Raw genomic sequence first — 16,930 nt, forward strand, 5'->3', positions numbered from 1 at the left:
GACGAGACATTTGCTGCAGGTAAGCTCGCGACCATCCTGCTGTTCGATCTCGACCGCTTCAAGGAGGTCAATGATACCCTTGGTCACTCAGCCGGCGTTGGCAGCCCTTCGACAACCGTCATCCTGGCATTATATTTGCCCTCGGCTGCGGTTTCAGAACCCAGGTAAAGGCCTTGGCCTTTGAAAGCATAGGATGTCGGCCTAGCTCACGCCCCTTGGAGGAAGCGCCATGTCCAGTAGGCCAGTTCAAGAAATCGATTTCGACGCGATATCGCGAGTCCTAGTCGCCTGGTTTCGGTTTTACGATGCCGAGCCAGAAGACAAGATGCTCGATACATTAACGCGTGCCGCCGGCGAACTCTATGCCGATGGGTATCAATCTCGAGACGACCTGGCGACATCGCTGATCGGCAGTTATGTGGGACCTTGGTCGCTGATGATTGACGCTGCGACGTCAGCCTCGATCCATTGAGTAAAGGTTCGACGGATTCGCATTAGAGATGCTCCGCGCCTCCTGTGGTGCCGTCCGGCTGACGAGGGGAGGGCAGGGGCCGGCAGTCCTGCTTCTTTATGGCCACAATTACACGCACATGAACTTTGTCTTATATATTGCCGAGGGGCGCCACTGCGATTCTGGCGGCGTTTTTCAATACGAAACCGAACTCTGCTCGCAATTTGGAAATTGCGTAACTTTGCATGGTGATTTCTCACGCGATCCCATTATATTTTCGTTAAATCTCATACATGACCATCGATCGTATTCGGGCGTATGTCGCTCTATTAATACAAGGATGCCGTCGTGCGCTTTTTCAGAAATTTGAACATAAGATTTTTATTACCGCTCCTGTTTTCGCTCGTTACTGCGATCGCGATCGCGCAAGGATTGGTGGCTCTTCTGTCTTTGAGCATGCTGAAAGAGCAGATCGATCTTGTCGGCCGTGACAGAATGCCTCGTGTCCAGCTGATTAGCAAATTGGACCACACGATCACGACCATTCGCCGAAATTATGCGGACGTGCTTTTGGCCTCGACTCAAGACGAGATCCAGGCAGGAGAAGAAAGTCTCAAGACACAGATTGCAACTCGCAACGAGCTGATGAAACAATATGGTTCGCGATTTTTATCCACCGGGACAAATATCCAGTTCGACGCTGTCAGAACGGCGCTTGAGGCTTTTGATCGCGCAGGGGATGCCCTTGTAACACAAGTCCGTGGCAATGAAGCCAATGCGGCGATGGCGACGTATCGCGGCCCGATGCGTAATGCCGCCCGTGCGGTCACATCTGCCCTCGATACAATGACCGCGCGTAACTATGAAATCGCAGACGCGGCGGTCGGTACAGGTGATCAAGTTTATTCGCAATCTCAATTTGAACTTGGCGTTGCCATTGTAATTGGCGTCGTTCTTGCTCTGGTTGCCGCCTTCGCTAGCTACGTGAGGATCGCGAAGCCGATCACGAGAATAACAGCAGCGATGTCATTGCTGGCCCACGGAGAAAATGGCCGCCAGATACCATACATCGATCGCCGCGATGAAATCGGCGCGATGGCCGCAGCTGTAGAGATTTTTCGTGGCAATGCCATCGAACGCCTTCGTCTCGAAGACGAAGCAGAAGCGAACCGCAGCGTATCTGAAACCGAGCGCTTAACTCGGGAGCGCCACAAGGCGCAGGAGGCTGCCGAAATCAAAGCGGCGGTCGAAGGTTTGTCAGCCGGCCTTTCCAGCCTTTCCGACGGCGACATCACCTATCGCTTATCCTCGCCATTCGTCGGTGATCTTGATGTGCTGCGGCAGGATTTCAACGCTTCTATGCAGAAGCTCCAAGACACACTGCTAGCGGTCGGCGAAAATGCTGGGATGATCGATGCCGGTGCGAACGAAATTCGAAGCGCGGCTGAGGATTTGTCGAGAAGGACCGAGCAGCAAGCGGCCTCGGTCGAAGAGACGGCGGCAGCATTGGAACAGGTGACGACGGCCGTCAAGGATGCGGCGCTGAGCGCTGACGAAGCGGGCCGTCTTGTTGCCGGAACGCGCGATAACGCGGAGCGTTCTGGCACGATCGTCACCAGTGCTGTCACCGCCATGCAGGAGATTGAGAAATCGTCCGCCGAAATCAGCAACATCATCGGTGTCATCGACGATATTGCATTCCAGACCAACCTGCTGGCCTTGAATGCAGGCGTCGAAGCAGCGCGAGCCGGCGAGGCAGGCAAGGGTTTTGCGGTAGTTGCACAGGAGGTCCGCGAACTTGCCCAGCGATCTGCGCATGCGGCAAAGGAGATCAAGACCTTGATTACCACCTCCAGCGGGCAGGTCCGCCGAGGCGTGAGCCTTGTCGATGAGACCGGCAGGGTATTGAGTGCGATGCTGTCTGAGGTCGGCAAGATCGATGGCAACGTCACAGCGATCGTAACGACGTCACGCGAACAATCAAACGGGCTGAGCGAGATCAATGTTGCGGTCAACCAGATCGATCAGGGGACGCAGCAAAATGCGGCAATGGTAGAGCAGACGACGGCTGCGACCCATAGCCTTGCCAAGCAGGCTGAGGCTTTGACTGCGCTGCTCTCCCAGTTCAAACTGCAGGGGGGGAATTCTGCCGGCCTCGTCCAACAAAACCAGACCGGGGTGCCAGGCCTGGAGCGCGCCAAAGCTGGCTCGTTGAAAAGAAGCGGTAACAATATCGCGGCTTAAAAGCTTGGATTACGTATCTTCGTATCAATCTCTAACTCTGCACCACGGTGGAATTCATTCCGCCGTGGTGCAGCCATCGAGCGCAGTATAAAGAGATGCCGCATACAAGGTCCCTGAACATCTGTGAACACCCCCGTACGTGCAAGAAGATTTTCCGGCAAAATGTATGCGCTTAGTCGGGTGCTGACATCTGTCCGGCCTCTGATGCGATCGGTAGATATCGCGGGCTTGTATGGGAGTTCGCGGATCGGCTCCAAATCATTGAAGCGTGCTTTAAGCCACTTCGTTCAGGTCTGGTTTTCCAATCCCGTCTCGACCGGTCGTGCGCCATACTGTCCTTTACACCCTCCTACAAATCGGAGTGGCGCTTCGGTCAAGCAAATGTTCCACCGGCGAGGCGTCGCCCGCATCCTGATCCGTTATGACGTTTGCAATGATGTTGCCACTATCGGCATCTAGCGCCAAGTGCAACTAACGGCAATTTCGCGGGATCTTGCACCGTGCTTCTCTTCCGGCCACTAGCCCGCACCGTATATCTGCAAGCCCATGCTATCGACCAGATAGCCTCCGATCGCATCGTCAACGCGAACCCCGATAATGGCGCACTCGCGAGGATGCGATTGCTGGCCAATCGCGGTCAGCTTGATTCTAAATTACTATTCTTGATTTTTGGGGGCGCGCATCACGGGCTGACGGGTTATGTGAGGTGGTAAACCGCGAATAATAATTCCTCGAAGCGGCGGTCTTGTCGGCGGTTAGAAATTTAACGACTGGAGAATACGTAAAGATTCAAATAAACAAAGCCGCGCTGGCCGAACGTGTTTTTGACACCACCGCCGCCCCGGGCACACGTCGCGGGCAGGAAGCGAGAAGATTTGGTTTTTGATATGAGCGGCAACTGGGACCTCTACGTGCTGGAATATGCGGTCTCGCATGAACCTTGGGTCGGCCTGGTCAACGGCACTTATGACGAAGGAATGGTCGACCTGCCATTTTCCTTCGTGCTCGCGACAAACGAAGACAAAAAAATCCTGATCGACACGGGCTTCATGCAGACCGGGTGCCGATCTGAATTCTCGTTGAAATTCGAGGTGACCAAGTGGATATCGCCGCTGCGCATGCTCGCAGAGTTTGACGTCGCGCCGGATGACGTCACCGACATCGTCATCACACACGCCCACTTCGACCACATGGGATCGATCGCCGAGTTTCCGCGGGCACATATCCATATCCAGAAAAGTGAGCTCCTGTCTTGGTACGAGGCGATCACGCTGCCCAAGCGGTTCAACTACCTGACGAAAATCATCGATCCTGAAAATCTCCGCGCAGCCCTGGAGGCGTCGATCGAAAAGCGGGTGTTCCTGATCGACGGGGACAAGGACGACCTTTTGCCCGGTATTCATGTTCGGCTGGGCAGCGGTCACACGATCGGACAGCAGTTCGTCTTGGTCGAAACCGCCGCCGGCCGCCGGGTCATTTCCGGTGACTGCGTCTATTCCGGGAGCCAGATCGCCGGTCGGGACGGAGATGGCATTTACGTTCCTCTCAACAACGCTGTCGGTAGCGTCTGGGAGCAGTTGAAGACCATCGACCGTATGAATGATGAAATCGGAGGCGACATTTCCAAGCTGGTGATTCTTCACGACGTCGAGCGGTGGAAGAACTCGCCGGTCGTTCGCGAACTTGAGGGGTTTCGGATCGTCCAGATTGCCTGACGGATTTTGCTCCAGCGAGCGTCTCCCAATCCTTTTTCAAAAATAATGCCCCTGTCGTCGGGGTGCTGCCCGGCACGTCTTGTTCCACAGCGGCTGGGCTGTTTGAATGAGTTCGGCTTCGATCGGTGTCATTTCCGTCAACGAAATTCGCATGATTTTTGCGAACACCTGCACCTCTTTGCCGGACAATACGCTTGAGGCGAGTTGGAAATACACGTCCTCGGTATCATGACGTGAGAACTTGAACGCCCACGCTCCATAATCTCGGAGTTTTCGATCCAAAAATCCGCTCTTGCCCACGAAGACGATCTCGCCATCAATGGCGAAAGCATAAAGCCCGGGCTGGTGCTTCAGCCACTCCGCGCGATCCGGCCGATCATACACATCGCGCCATGATCCGGCCAACCTGAAACCTTTGTCAACAAGTTCGGATGCCAACATACCTTGGCCGCTCAAATCACGATCTACTTATATAGCCAGAATCTCGCTGGAAAATACAGTGCGGCGATGGCGATCCCGCATCGGCGCTCAAGAAGCATATCGGGATTGGTGTTGTTTGGTGCAAGTGGTGCGCGGTGTTCAAAGCAACTCGCTGTAAAGCATGGTGATCCAGAGAACGCTCCCGAGAAGCCAGACCAGCCCAAGCCACATCAGCTTGCGGCTGTTTTCGGTTCTCATCGCAAACAGAGCGATCGCGGTCCCAGCCACGAGACGCACGAGGTACCAGACACCAAGCGTGGCAAAATGCTCTTTCCCCATGATAAGGGTATCGACGAGATCGAAGGCGAAGGAAATAGCAAAGAGGGCGAAGAATGCGTGCCTTCTTCTGATGAAAAAAACCTCTCTGCCACCATGGTCCTGAAGATGGTCGGGATAGAGGAGAGTAGACATCAGGAAAAACAGCGAGGCGTAGGCGAGTACAAATATGTAGAGCCAGAAATTCCATGTCTCGACCAGGCGAAGGGCGAACTCCCACCACCAAAAATGGACGGCACCCAACAGGAGTGCCAATGACCAAACGATCTGCGCGTGCATCCGATCGGTCTTTTCGGGCTCCTGCAGCCGACGAGAGAGACCAGACAGGATGCGGGTTATCGACAGCCCGAGGATCAGGCTAACTAGAATTCGCAAGTGCCCATATGCATCCATGGTTCAAACCCTCTCGCTTTATCGAGGCGTCATCGCCGTCTCTGCGGTAACCAGCGGATACGCCGGGTTGCTGTGGTGGCAAAGGTTCCGCGGCCATGTCGGATGCCATTGAGAGAAATCGCAAACAGCAGTCCTGCGCAGATCAGGAGCAGATATCCGCCAACTTCGCGATAGACGATCACGCCCAATATGCCGCCTACGAGAAAAGCCACGATCGTCCAGACATGCAGCTTGAGCCTCGTCCGGTTTTCGACCGCGTGGGCATCTGGTTCCTTGCTGCGCAAAATGTCGAATGCGATCCCGATTTCAATACCGATGTCGGTTGCCATGCCTGACACATGGGTCGTGCGGACGCGCGCATCCGAGATGCGTGTCACGGTGGCGTTTTGCAGTCCCATCAGGAAGGCAAGGCCGAGCGTGAGCAGGGGAGGGCGCCAGGTCGTCAGCAACCAGATATCGGCGGCTGCGAGGAGGGCAAGCAAAATGGCTTCGACAAGGATGCTGTAGGCGTAGATCCCGGCGATGCCTTGTCGTCGGCCCGCGTTGATCAGGATTGAGGACATTGCTGCACCGAAAATAAAGACCATCACCACCGCCAGGAAGAACACAGCTGATTCCCACTGAGCAGTCGCCACATGATCGGAAAGCGAGGACACATTGCCAGTCATGTTGGCAGAGAAAAACCCGACCGCATAAAAGGCTGCTGCATTCAATGCGCCGGCAATCATGGCTAGTGAGCAGGCAAGGTTGAGGTTGATGCGCTCATTTCGGGCAGCGCCCTGACTAATCAACATGGAGAAAATCCGGACGGTTCACGTAAGCAGACAAGTCAGACCGTCTTATCGTTCGTGTCATAGTCCGGCGGCCTTTGTGAGATTGACCTTGAACCTGTCCCGGCGACGCTGATATCGTCGGGTCATCTCGGCAGACGCATGGCCTAGCTGCTTTTGCACATATCGCTCGTCGACCTCGGCAGACGAGGCGAGGCCCGCGCGCAGAGAGTGCCCTGAGAATTTGAACTGCCGCTCGATCTCGGCCAGGTCGCCTCGAATGCCGGCAGCCATGGCTGTGCGCTTTACCAGGCGGGCGACCTCTTTGTCGTTCAAGCGCTCCGATCCCACGGATTTTCCCTGGTCGGTCACCCGCCGGAAGAGGGGACCATGGGCGAGCTTGGCGAACTTGATCCAGGTTTCGACGTTGGCGACAGGGCAGGTGGCGTCGGACGAGCCACGACCAATCTCGACCTCGCGCCAACCCGTCTTGCCTCGAAGCGTCACCAGCATGCCTTTGTCGAGGATCTCGATCCATCCGCGACCGTCCTCGGTCTGATCCGCCTTGAGATCAAGACCGACGATCTCGGAACGGCGAAGGCCCCCAGCGTAGCCGACCAGCAGCATGGCCCGGTCGCGCATGCCGCGCAGGGTGCCGCGATCGAGTGTTTCGAGCATGGCGATGATGTCGGCCGCCATGACCGCTTCCTTCTGGACCGGCGGGCGAGCATGGCTATTTCGGATGCCGGCCATGACAGTGGCAATATGCCGGTCCTTGCGATAAAGGCTCAGGCCGCGTTGCGCGTAATTCCAGGATATCGACGAGAGGCGGCGCTCGATCGTCGAAACAGAATTCGCGTTCATGCCGCGTTCGCCCGTGCCGGAAGCGCAGGCGGTGATGTAAAGTCCAACCGTCTGCGGCTGCGGGGGGAGGGGGGAAAGACCGGACCGCCGACACCAGGCGGAGAAATGCTTCCAGTCTGATGCGTATGCTTTACGGGTGTTAATCGAGCTGGCTGCTTCAACGTAACCGCGCGCTCGATCGTTGAGTTGCTGAAGGTGTCCTGGCAGATCGGAGCTTGGCGGCGGAACAGGGGAGGGGACGTCGGCTCCCGAAACCGGTGTTTCGTCTTCCTCAGCTTGGCTCTCGACGAACCCGTTCATCTCACACGTCCCATGGGTTGATCACAGCTGCGTCTGTGTCCTCAAAGTCTTTGACGCTGCGCGTGACGAGGATCAGGTCGTGGACGATCGCAGTGGCCGCGATCAGCCCGTCAATGTCGCCGCGGGGACGGACCGCAGCGATGCGGCCCCATTCGACCGCGATCTCATCGGTCACTGCTAGGATGCGATCACCATGATCGTGCCGCAGCTTGCGCAGCCATTCGGCAAGATGCGCTGCAGCCCTCGGATCTGATTTCTGCTTCAGAGCAATACCGCGCATGATCTCACCAATCGTCAGCGCGCTCAGATGTACGCTAAGCGGATCGACCGAGCGCAGCCACGATACCGCCTGTGGCGTGCCGCGCCTAGCCTCCGAGACAATGTTTGTATCTACCAGATACATCAGAATGCCACGTCGCGGCTTGAGACTTTGGACCGCGCGTCGACTGCATCGACAAAGGCATCGTCCCACGGGTCCCCGGAGAGCAGAGCGTCGACTAAAGTCGGTCGCCCCGCGCGCAAGGCATCATAGTCCTTGGCGGACAAGACAACGGCCGTGCGCTCTCCACGAACGGTGATTTCCTGCGGGCCTTCAAAACGGGCCTTCTGTACCACTTTCGAAAACTGGTTCTTCGCGTCCTGCAGCTGCCAATCCATAAGTCCGCTCCAATCTAGCTAGGCTGTCTAGCTACCAATAGCATTGTTTCTCACGACCTGAAAGCCGCTAATGTGCCGTCTTGAGATCGAAGTTTCGGGAGTCTAAGGCGCCTCCACGATTTTAACAATAACGTCCGATAATGCAAGATTATCGGACATTATTTGTTGCCAACGTGCCGTGCGGTTAAGCGCGATATTGCTGGCATAAACCGCGCACATGATCTACGCTGCTTTGTATGGATTCGCTCGCGCCCGCTGCTCCACGGACCCCGATCTGGTCGTCTCGTCTACCTAGCTGGGCGCGGCCGCGAGTTCACGACTTCACCGAAGCCGACGCTGCCTTCGCCGCCGGTATCGCCTGAAATCGCTCGACGATCTCATCCGTGCCAACCCGCCATGGGTGGGCTGCTGGCGCGATCGGCTTGCCCTCAAATCGGCCGCCGTCGCCGCCAGGATCCTCGGCCGGAACGAGGAGGAAACAGCCGTCCGAGACGCGGTTTTGTTGACGTCTGCAGGCGATGATCCGGGACCAGCTGGAAAGCTGTTTCTGGCTACACGAATGCTGACACGCCGATCCGGGACAATAACCACACCCTTCGTTAAGGAGCTTACCGCTCTGCTGGGGATGAAGTGGGACGACACCCTTGCCTCGATCCCCGACATGGTCGATTCTGCAAATCAGTCCGGGCGAGCAGCACCCTTCGCGGTGGCGGACCTGATAACGGCGATCTCTGCCGTTCGCCCGGACGTCGAGGTGATTGCGCTCGGCCTCGCCGAGGCCGTTTTGTCGGACAAGCTGAGCTGGTCCAAACCCGTGCCGCTGCTGCTGCCTGAGCGCTTCGGATCCGCCTTCCGCACGATCGGTGGTCGCGGTCGCGTTCGGCCGGGTTAGCCGGCCTATCCGAAAGCGATCTGCCTGGCGCTGGTCGACGGTGTTGAGGCAGCGCTGCGGTCCGCCGTCGAGATTGATCGCCGCGCCACGCGACTTCTGGCAGTGGCGCCGAAGGTGCGAACCAAGGGCGCCGAGCCGCTCATGCGCCGTTTGCTGACCGAGGATGCCGCGCCGGCATCCGCGCCTGGCAGCAATTTGTCTCGCTGGGCGGCTAAACGGCTGTTCGGGCGTCTGGAAAGTTTCGAGGCGGTGCGCGAGCTCTCCGGCCGCTCCGCTTTCCGGATCTTTGGATTATGACGATGGCCGGTTCACCTGCAGCCAAACCATCCCGCAGGAAGGCGAACGCCGCAGACGACCGTCTGTTTGATCGGGAGTTGGAGGATTTGCCGGCGGAGATGCGCTGGCGGGAATGGATGATGCGGGTTGAGGCGGTGATTTTTGCCTCGGCCGAGCCGGTCAGCCGCTAGACGCTAGCGCGCGTGGTGGGAAGAGACTGTAGTATCGAGCTGCTCATTGATGATCTGCGCGAGGAACTTAGTTCCCGGCCCTACGAGCTGGTATCGGTCGCCGGCGGCTGGCAGCATCGAACCCGACCGCGGTTCGCCGAGACGATCCGCGCTTCATCAGCGCCGACGCGGGGAGGGGCAGCAGCCCTCTCCAAGTTCGAGGCGATGGTGCTGATGGCGGTGGGATATTTCCAGCCGGTGACCCGCGGCGAGCTGTCGAAGATTTTTGGCAAGGAAGTCAGCCGCGACACCATCGGCAATCTGCGTGGCGCGGGTTTCATCGGCTCCGGGCCACGTAGCCCGACGCCCGGGGCGCCGTACACCTATGTGACGACGCCGCACTTCCTTTCGGCCTTCGGTATGGAGACGCTGCGCGACTTGCCAAACATCGAAGCGCTTGAGGATGCCGGGCTGCTCAGCCGACATGCGGTTCAAAACGAGATCGCCGCCTCGGAAGGCGGCGAAAGCGAGACGGACGAAGAAGCGTCCTTTATTGAATGATGCCTGTCGTCTGCAGCCGCTTCGTCATCGCGATCGGGCTACGAGCATCGCCGTCGAGGCAAGTGCTATCGAGAGGCCGAGCTTCATCGGGAACAGCAGCAACTGATCGAACAACTGGCTGTCGGAGTAGCCGGACGTCATGCTGCCGATAGACCGCTCGTACGACCGCCTCGGCGGCCTCTTGCACCTCTGCGCTGCTGACCGGCTCAATGCCGGAATGCCTGTTGGGATCGGTTCACCAAGCGTCAGGTCTGACACAGTCGCGTCCTTTCACGGTTGACGATCAATAAGTGCTGCAGCGAACAAAAGTTCCGCTTGGGCGTCCACCGCCGGACGTTTGACGCGCCACCGGTTCATGCGTCATTCCAGATCGAGCGACTGCTTGAGTTCATCGATCCGTTTTGAGGCCTCCGCCTTAGTCAAATCCTCGCCATAGGCCTCCGGCTGATGCGCCTGCTCCGACAAGGTCTTGAGATAGGAGCGTTGCGCGCCAGTCATCGGCTCGTCACCGCTGACCCAGTCGTCCGGGTCTTTCTGCGTGTTGGATGAGGTATCGGTTTTTGGGTTGTCACTCATAACGATCTCCTGAATTTGTTCTTCAAACGTTCTTGCCTCATTGATGGTTCCAGTGTCAGCTGGATCGGCAGCGTTTGGGGAAGGCAGGGGGGTAGATCTCAGCCTTAGTTGGGCCTATGAACTGGCAGTCGACAACCGTATGAAAGGCGATGCGGTGTTTTTCAATGTGAGCGGCAAGTTCTAACGGTCAAATCCCACGCCGGCCGTCTGCACCGGACCAAAATCATGCGCGATCTGTACAAGTGGCGCCCCAAGCGCTGAGGCGAGCGAAGGTTCGAAACGTCTGCTGGCGACAACCGACACCAGCATTTTGTCGAAATCCACATATTGTGTGCGCGCCTTTGCCAAGGCGGCCAGAAGTTGAGCTCTATCTGCTCCCAGCCGTTGCATAGCGGCAAGCTTTACCAATGTCGCGACCGGATCCGGCCTGGCCGCATCATCGACCCTCTGGATTGCAGTCTGAAGATTTCCGCGGCGATAGGCATCCAGCATAAGCACCAGGTTCGCTCCAACCGGCTTATAGACGCCGGCGTTGGAGAGGGCGGCATCTGCAAGGTTCAAGCCTTCGTCCCATCGACCAGTCAGATAGATGACGAGTGAAGCCTTGCTGAGCGTATCCGGATTTAGACCACCCAGCGATATGGCTCGTCTCGCCGCCGCGACCGCCTCATCCGCTCTTCCGGCCTGGTAATACGCACTCATCTGGCTAAGCGCTGCCCGTCCAGAGGTCGGCGATAGTTCGACAGCGCGGTTGGCGTGAGTAATCATGGCGCTCTGTTGCGTTGTTTCACCTGACAACCGGTTGAGAAACATCAGGACATTGGAAAGCACTGCATGGGCTTCGGCGCTATCCTCTCTTTGCTGCAAGCTTTGTTCGAGGCAGCCGGCGGATGATCTCAAAGCAGTGGCATTGCGGGACGCGATTGCCAGTTCGCCTCGCAAAACGCAGATATGACCAAGGTCGTCAGGAGACCATGCGGCAAGTTCTGAGGCGTGAAGCGGTCCTCCGGTGCCAGCGATCGCCACCGCGACGTTGTTCATGAGGTGCGCAAGGTCAGCCTGATCGGTTGTGTCGGCTGTCGCCTCGCCAGAGGCGGTGACCTCACCTATATCGGGCCGCGACAGGCGCCATCGAGCTATGATCCCGGCCGGGACTCGTTCGATGGTGATGCGCGCGTGGTATGCTGACCTGGCGCTCGCATTGCCATTACTCTCCAGCAGACGGACAGATTCCTGCTGGATGAGTGCGCGCTCAAACTGAGGACGGATCGCGTCGGCCGGCGCATTTACTTTGTCGTCCACCCCAAACTCTATCTGAAGGGTTGGGCGACCGGTCATCCAATGTTTGGGCGGAAAATTCGCATAGATTGCTGCGATAACTCCCATCGACAGGCTGAGAGCAATTGATGCAGAAATCAGAAGGCGCGGACGGGTTACCCCTGCGAGGGCCTGTGGGTAGTCCTGCTGTGCAATGATTTCTGTCGGAGCCGAGACTGGCACCTCGGCATGGGGTTCACATTGTACAAAAGTCGGAACGTAGGAGCCGCGTGGAAGGTCTATTGTGACGGCGCATCCACGGCACTGTGTGTTGTAGGCATGGAGCGATGATCGCAGGCGTGCGGCCTCGACTCTTACAATTGGGTCGGTGGAAGGATCAAAGGTAGGCGGTCTTCCCAGCAGATCGACCGCGATCCTGTAGGCTTTGATCCGATCGCTTCGGCCACCCAGACTTTCTTGAACAAGGTAGGAGAGGAGAGCCTTGGATCGATCCGAGGCCACGAAGCGCGGATCGGCCAACAGAGCATTAAGCGCAGCCACGGCCTCCTCTGCGCCTATCTCGACAGTCTCGTCCCCTACCTCGCTTGTCGGCATCATGGACCGGGTCCCCTAGCGTAGGGAAGTATCTAACCTTTCTCTAAATCACGCAATGGATTTTACAGATGATCATAAACGAACGTCGTTTCTGGGTCCGCTAGGCAAGTGTAGTTTGGCTCAGTCTGGGGCAGAGTTATGGGTGCCGGACAATATTTGCTTGAGTGTCGGCCACCCCGGTTCTAATGGCGCGCGGGAAAATGATGAGTTGCCAGAGCGCGCAGATAGCAAGAAACGCATAGATGGCTTGCTCCAAAGGCAAGGAAGTCCATCTGAACATCGTTGCGAAGATATCTAGACCAAACGCCCCGGAAATCCCCCATGCGAACCCGCTGACGATAAGGGCGACCAAGGTGATCAGATTGACAAAATGCATGCGTTTTGCTCCGGGCCAAAGTATCGTTATTAGAAATACGATCAAACACATTTGGTTCCCGCCAACAGCTTGCGATCCGAGGCTCCGGCGGAAGGGCCAGCCCTCCGAACTAATCTCTAGGCGATAACGGCAGCATTCTTACTAACGGCCTTGGAACAAGGCTCTCGATTTTGCGTTTGTCGCAGCCGCACTGGGCGGCATTCGGGGAGACCCTCATGAAACTTTACGCGCTGGCGTTGGCAAGCCTTGCACTCTCGTCCATTGCGACGCCGTCTTTTGCCCAAACGAGCAATGACGCCGCTGTGCAGGCCTGTAAATCGACGGGCTTGATTGCACTGAAAGAGCGGTCACCAGAAATCACTGATCTCGTGCTCGACATGGAAACACTGGCTGTCACCGCCGCCGATACCAAGGTTGAAGATGTTGCAGTCAAAACGGTAGTAATGGGCGATGCCTATATTGCTCGTGGTGGTCAGACGGGCAAACCCGACCGGTTCGTTTGCCTCCTCGGCACGAAAGGCAAAGTGCTGCTGACATTTTTTACGGCTCAATGACATCGTCAAAGCGATAGCGACCAAGAACGAGGACTGAGTATTCTAAGCATCTGACATATTTTTGAAATCACGTGACATGGAAGCGAAGCAAGAGCGGATCACAGGTTGGCATCCCGTCAAGAGCTAAGTCATTTGCCCCTATATGAATGCTACGCGAGGTGCGACGATGCGTTCTATTTCCTAATCGCCCTTTTCGAACGGGGCGAGCAGACTGCGCCCTCACGCTGTCAGCGCACGAAGCGGGGCGAGTGTCGAAGCCTGACTACTGGCGCGAGAAAGCTTGCGAATTTCCACGAGGCCGAGGAGATAGCAGACCACAGATTCGCCGCCTCTATTCTCATTGAGGCGCGTCGGATGCAGACCGTCGCGGCAGCTGCCTATTTCCGGATCCACGACCGGTAATGAGAGATCATTGCTGCCAAGGAACCAGGCGAATGCCTTTGCAGCCTCTTTTTTCCAGCTGATGTCGTGACCGACCCGCCACGCGGCGTGGCAGGCGGCGATCGTAGCGGTCGCCTCCAATGGCTGCTGATCGAAAAGCCTCACCTCTCTTGGCTGACCTGTAAATCCATCCGTACCGACAGGCCGGAACTGTCCATTCGGGTTTGTCTGAACCGTCGTGAGCCAGCGCAAGGACTTCAGGCCGGCCGCCACATAATCTTGGCGGTCAGCACTTGGCCCGGTCACAATCAGTGCCTGAGAAAGGCGAGCGTTGTCGTAGGACAGGCCTTCCTCGAACCAGGCCCAGCCCTTTTTCTCGACGCGATGGAAGATATCCATAAGCCTGTCGGCCAGGGTCGAGCGGATCTGATGCGCCTGCACGTCGCGGGGCGAAACCGCGCAGTAGCCGTCCAATCCCAGCAGCGCGAAGGCCCAGGCGCGTGGCGAGCCGAAGCTTTCAACTGTCGGCAATGCCTGTGAGAATAGGGCTGCGGCCCATGCGCGCCGGGATGGGCTTGCGTCGCCTCGGGCGCATTCCCCAAGAGCCCATAGCGTTCGGCCATGGCTGTCCTGAGAGCCCTTGTCTTCAAGCCAACGCCGGTCGAAACCCATGAAGTTTCGAAAATGCTTTTCTTCGGGGTTCCATGCGTGCTGCACGAAGGATGCGAATCGCGAGGTGAGTGCCTCAGGCAGGAGCCTTTCGCCGGCTTCGTTGAGAGCGGCTGAAAGAAGAAGCGCTCGGGCATTGTCGTCGACACAATAGCCATGCGAACGATCCGGAACCGAATAAACGGCATGCTGGAACAACCCCGTATCGTCGCACATCGACAGGAAGTAGCCGAGCTGTGGCTCGGGGAGGGGGCTGCCTACCACGACGTTGGAAGGCGTGGGTGGGCGAACAGAATTTCGTAAGGTCACCTCTAAGAATAATGCGAGATAGCGCTCGGCAGTCTTTTGCCACGTCATCGGTCGGCTGGTTTGATAAGCGCGCAGTCGCATCGCGTCGCGTCGTCTGTCATCGGTGAGAAGCGAAGCGATCTCGCGACCGATGGCTATCGAGTCACCGAAGGGAACGAGCACACCGCGGCCATCGGCCAGCAGTTCTCGCGCATGCCAGTAAGGCGTGGAGACGACGGCCCTGCCGAGGCCGAAGCTGTAAGCCAGAGTGCCCGATGTCATCTGAGCCTCGTTGAGATAGGGCGTAGCGTAGACATCGCACATGGAAATGAAGTCCAGCAGCGTTGCCTTGTCGACGAAGCGGTCGAGAAATACCACGCTGTCTTCGATGCCCAGGTCCTGCACCCGCTTTATCAGGCTCTCGCGATAGGCTTCTCCCTGGTCGCGCACGAGGTTGGGATGGGTTGCTCCGAGGACCACGTAGACCGCATCGGGGCGGCTCTTCAAAATCAAGGGCATGGCATCGATCATCACCTCGATGCCCTTGTTGGGAGAGAGCAGGCCGAATGTGTGGATCACCGAGCGCCCGTCAAACCCCAAGTCTGCTTTCGATATGGCAGGTTCCGAAAACGGCATATCGGGAATGCCGTGGGCAACGACCTCGATCTTGTCATCCGGCACATGATAGACTTCAGACAACAATGTCCTGCCCTTTTCGGCCATGACGACCACTTTGGCGGACCGATCAACGATCTTGTTCAGCACGCGCCGCTGGCCGGGGCTTGGCTCCGCCAGGACGGTATGCAGTGTGGTGACAATCGGCATCTTCAACCGCGACAGCAGCTCAACGATATGATCCCCGTCCTCGCCGCCAAAGATCCCGAATTCGTGCTGAAGGCAGGTGACGTCGAAATTGCCGGCGTTCAGTATATCCGCGGCGCGAATGTACTCATCGCGTTTATCATCGGCTATCGAGAGGCAGACCTCTGGCGGATATTCGTAGACATGGCCGTGATCCGTCATTGCTACGATTGCTGTGGCGACGTAGGCCTGAGCTTTCGAAACGGCCTGCTGCAGATCTGCCGTAAACGTAGCGATACCACAGCGACGCGGCAAGGAATTCCCGATGAATGCAATATTCTTGAGCTGTGTCATCGCGAAGCTCCCGATAGACGGAAGGGTATGTCCGTGTGCGGGATTGATGCCAAGAGCCCACGATTTCCACGACCCCATGGCTTGAGCGTCGTTATCCAACTGGCACGGTCAAAAGTCATCTAGGTCTCCTAATCTCACCGCTAAGATCGGGTTGACCTGAGATCGGGGTGTCTCGGTGGTGGCTCTCGTGATGTCGGCGGCGATTTTGAGGGACCGCAGACCTAACGGCCGTCTCTCCAAAATTCGGCTATCGCGGCCCGTTGTGCGTCACTAACTGGAGGAGTGTCGGATAGTTCCCTTCTGCCGCGCGTCGCTGCGGGGTAATTTGTTCTGGGAGAGCCTTGGGACGGTCCGATGACACAAATTGAGTGTTCGCGATCCACGCTTCCACCGATGAAGACGCAGCGTCTCGACCAACTGAAAATTCGCCTCTCGATGATCGTCCGCTGGTCGTCATACGTTAGCGCGGGCTTGGGATAGTTCTGCACGCAGGCGCTTTCAGCTTTGCGACGCCTCACTTCAGTGGGGAACGCGAGATGCTTTCATCAGTTCGAAGTCTAGACAGGAGCTTATTTGATGGACCGACGAGAAGAAGTAGGTGATGAATACGGCTCATCTGATGGGGCGACAGAATATGACGGTCAGGGCAAAAGGCACCGTAAACCGAGCTTTGGTCGCTCCGCGTGGTGTGTCGGCGTGATAGCACTCGGCGCGATGCTTTTTCTGGCCTGGCTATACACGACGTCCTCGACCACTAGCCTTACTCCGTGAACTCCACCCCGCGTCCTACAACAGGCAGTTCTTTTCATTGTGACGGTACTGCGCTGAGCCCGACTGCAGCCGTGGACGCTACTGTGATAACAGTCTGTTCTCAAGCAACGTCGAGGACGTATGTTATCCGCCTTGGACTCGTCAGCGTTACAATCCAGCCGCCCTGCAATCTGCACCGCGCCCATGAATTGTGGTGAGGATCACAATACGGATAAGTCGTACCGGATTCCAACGCTCAG

15 protein-coding genes and 3 pseudogenes are annotated in these 16,930 nt (G+C 57.3%); 7 read left to right on the forward strand and 11 right to left on the reverse strand.

Translation table 11 applies throughout. From position 1 onward, the window contains the following. From AC2GXZ_RS29465 to AC2GXZ_RS29475, 3 genes are all read left to right on the forward strand, one after another. Positions 1 to 168, forward strand: a 168-nt coding sequence (locus AC2GXZ_RS29465; protein WP_483762880.1) for a diguanylate cyclase domain-containing protein, incomplete at its 5' end; no start/stop codon positions are given. Positions 169 to 325: 157 nt separating this feature from the next. After that, positions 326 to 472 (forward strand): hypothetical protein, encoded by a 147-nt coding sequence (locus tag AC2GXZ_RS29470; RefSeq protein WP_483762824.1) that lies wholly within the window; start codon positions 326 to 328, stop codon positions 470 to 472. Positions 473 to 799: 327 nt separating this feature from the next. Further along, complete coding sequence (locus AC2GXZ_RS29475) at positions 800 to 2,695, forward strand: methyl-accepting chemotaxis protein (RefSeq protein ID WP_483762825.1); 1,896 nt, start codon at positions 800 to 802, stop codon at positions 2,693 to 2,695. A gap of 369 nt (positions 2,696 to 3,064) precedes the next feature. On the opposite strand, the pseudogene AC2GXZ_RS29480 reads toward AC2GXZ_RS29475, so the two are convergent. Then, positions 3,065 to 3,255 (reverse strand): annotated as a pseudogene (locus AC2GXZ_RS29480) (transposase); the annotation flags it as partial. A 264-nt stretch (positions 3,256 to 3,519) separates the two neighbouring features. Here AC2GXZ_RS29480 and AC2GXZ_RS29485 point away from each other — a divergent pair. Further along, positions 3,520 to 4,410 (forward strand): N-acyl homoserine lactonase family protein, encoded by an 891-nt coding sequence (locus AC2GXZ_RS29485; protein WP_483762826.1) that lies wholly within the window; start codon positions 3,520 to 3,522, stop codon positions 4,408 to 4,410. Positions 4,411 to 4,446: 36 nt separating this feature from the next. On the opposite strand, the gene AC2GXZ_RS29490 is transcribed toward AC2GXZ_RS29485, so the two are convergent. The 6 genes from AC2GXZ_RS29490 to AC2GXZ_RS29515 all read right to left on the reverse strand — a co-directional run bounded on the left by AC2GXZ_RS29490 (position 4,447) and on the right by AC2GXZ_RS29515 (position 8,150). Then, on the reverse strand, positions 4,447 to 4,848 hold the full coding sequence (locus AC2GXZ_RS29490; RefSeq protein WP_483762827.1) for a GIY-YIG nuclease family protein: 402 nt from the start codon (positions 4,846 to 4,848) through the stop codon (positions 4,447 to 4,449). A 141-nt stretch (positions 4,849 to 4,989) separates the two neighbouring features. Beyond that, complete coding sequence (locus AC2GXZ_RS29495; protein ID WP_483762828.1) at positions 4,990 to 5,559, reverse strand: hypothetical protein; 570 nt, start codon at positions 5,557 to 5,559, stop codon at positions 4,990 to 4,992. A gap of 29 nt (positions 5,560 to 5,588) precedes the next feature. After that, positions 5,589 to 6,353 (reverse strand): YoaK family protein, encoded by a 765-nt coding sequence (locus AC2GXZ_RS29500; RefSeq protein WP_483762829.1) that lies wholly within the window; start codon positions 6,351 to 6,353, stop codon positions 5,589 to 5,591. A gap of 57 nt (positions 6,354 to 6,410) precedes the next feature. Beyond that, on the reverse strand, positions 6,411 to 7,493 hold the full coding sequence (locus AC2GXZ_RS29505) for a site-specific integrase (protein ID WP_483762830.1): 1,083 nt from the start codon (positions 7,491 to 7,493) through the stop codon (positions 6,411 to 6,413). A gap of 1 nt (position 7,494) precedes the next feature. Continuing rightward, entirely contained in the window at positions 7,495 to 7,896 is a 402-nt protein-coding gene (locus tag AC2GXZ_RS29510) for a PIN domain-containing protein (RefSeq protein WP_483762831.1), read from the reverse strand. After that, the gene (locus AC2GXZ_RS29515) at positions 7,896 to 8,150 is read right to left on the reverse strand and encodes a type II toxin-antitoxin system Phd/YefM family antitoxin (protein ID WP_483762832.1); all 255 of its coding nucleotides are present in this window, start codon (positions 8,148 to 8,150) and stop codon (positions 7,896 to 7,898) included. The genes AC2GXZ_RS29510 and AC2GXZ_RS29515 overlap by 1 nt, the downstream gene beginning before the upstream one ends. Before the next feature lie 236 nt (positions 8,151 to 8,386). Between AC2GXZ_RS29515 and AC2GXZ_RS29520 the strand changes: the two are divergent. Together AC2GXZ_RS29520 and scpB are read left to right on the forward strand one after the other, a co-directional pair. Beyond that, a pseudogene (locus AC2GXZ_RS29520) lies at positions 8,387 to 9,339 on the forward strand (DUF1403 family protein). 2 nt (positions 9,340 to 9,341) lie between these two features. Beyond that, positions 9,342 to 10,049 (forward strand): annotated as a pseudogene (scpB, locus tag AC2GXZ_RS29525) (SMC-Scp complex subunit ScpB). Between the two features lie 360 nt (positions 10,050 to 10,409). On the opposite strand, the gene AC2GXZ_RS29530 reads toward scpB, so the two are convergent. From AC2GXZ_RS29530 to AC2GXZ_RS29540, 3 genes are all read right to left on the reverse strand, one after another. Then, positions 10,410 to 10,625, reverse strand: a complete 216-nt coding sequence (locus AC2GXZ_RS29530; protein WP_483762833.1) for a DUF3072 domain-containing protein — start codon at positions 10,623 to 10,625, stop codon at positions 10,410 to 10,412. 180 nt (positions 10,626 to 10,805) lie between these two features. After that, the gene (locus AC2GXZ_RS29535; RefSeq protein ID WP_483762834.1) at positions 10,806 to 12,500 is read right to left on the reverse strand and encodes a tetratricopeptide repeat protein; all 1,695 of its coding nucleotides are present in this window, start codon (positions 12,498 to 12,500) and stop codon (positions 10,806 to 10,808) included. 133 nt (positions 12,501 to 12,633) lie between these two features. Beyond that, positions 12,634 to 12,873, reverse strand: coding sequence for a DUF378 domain-containing protein (locus AC2GXZ_RS29540; protein WP_483762835.1), 240 nt, complete (start codon positions 12,871 to 12,873; stop codon positions 12,634 to 12,636). Positions 12,874 to 13,088: 215 nt separating this feature from the next. Between AC2GXZ_RS29540 and AC2GXZ_RS29545 the strand changes: the two genes are divergently transcribed. Next, entirely contained in the window at positions 13,089 to 13,427 is a 339-nt protein-coding gene (locus tag AC2GXZ_RS29545; RefSeq protein ID WP_483762836.1) for a hypothetical protein, read from the forward strand. 219 nt (positions 13,428 to 13,646) lie between these two features. Here the strand turns inward: AC2GXZ_RS29545 and AC2GXZ_RS29550 are convergent, their stop codons facing one another. Next, positions 13,647 to 15,920, reverse strand: a complete 2,274-nt coding sequence (locus AC2GXZ_RS29550) for a glycosyltransferase family 4 protein (RefSeq protein ID WP_483762881.1) — start codon at positions 15,918 to 15,920, stop codon at positions 13,647 to 13,649. Positions 15,921 to 16,930: the final 1,010 nt, after the last annotated feature.

This window comes from Aliirhizobium sp. YIM B11859 (assembly GCF_057163345.1).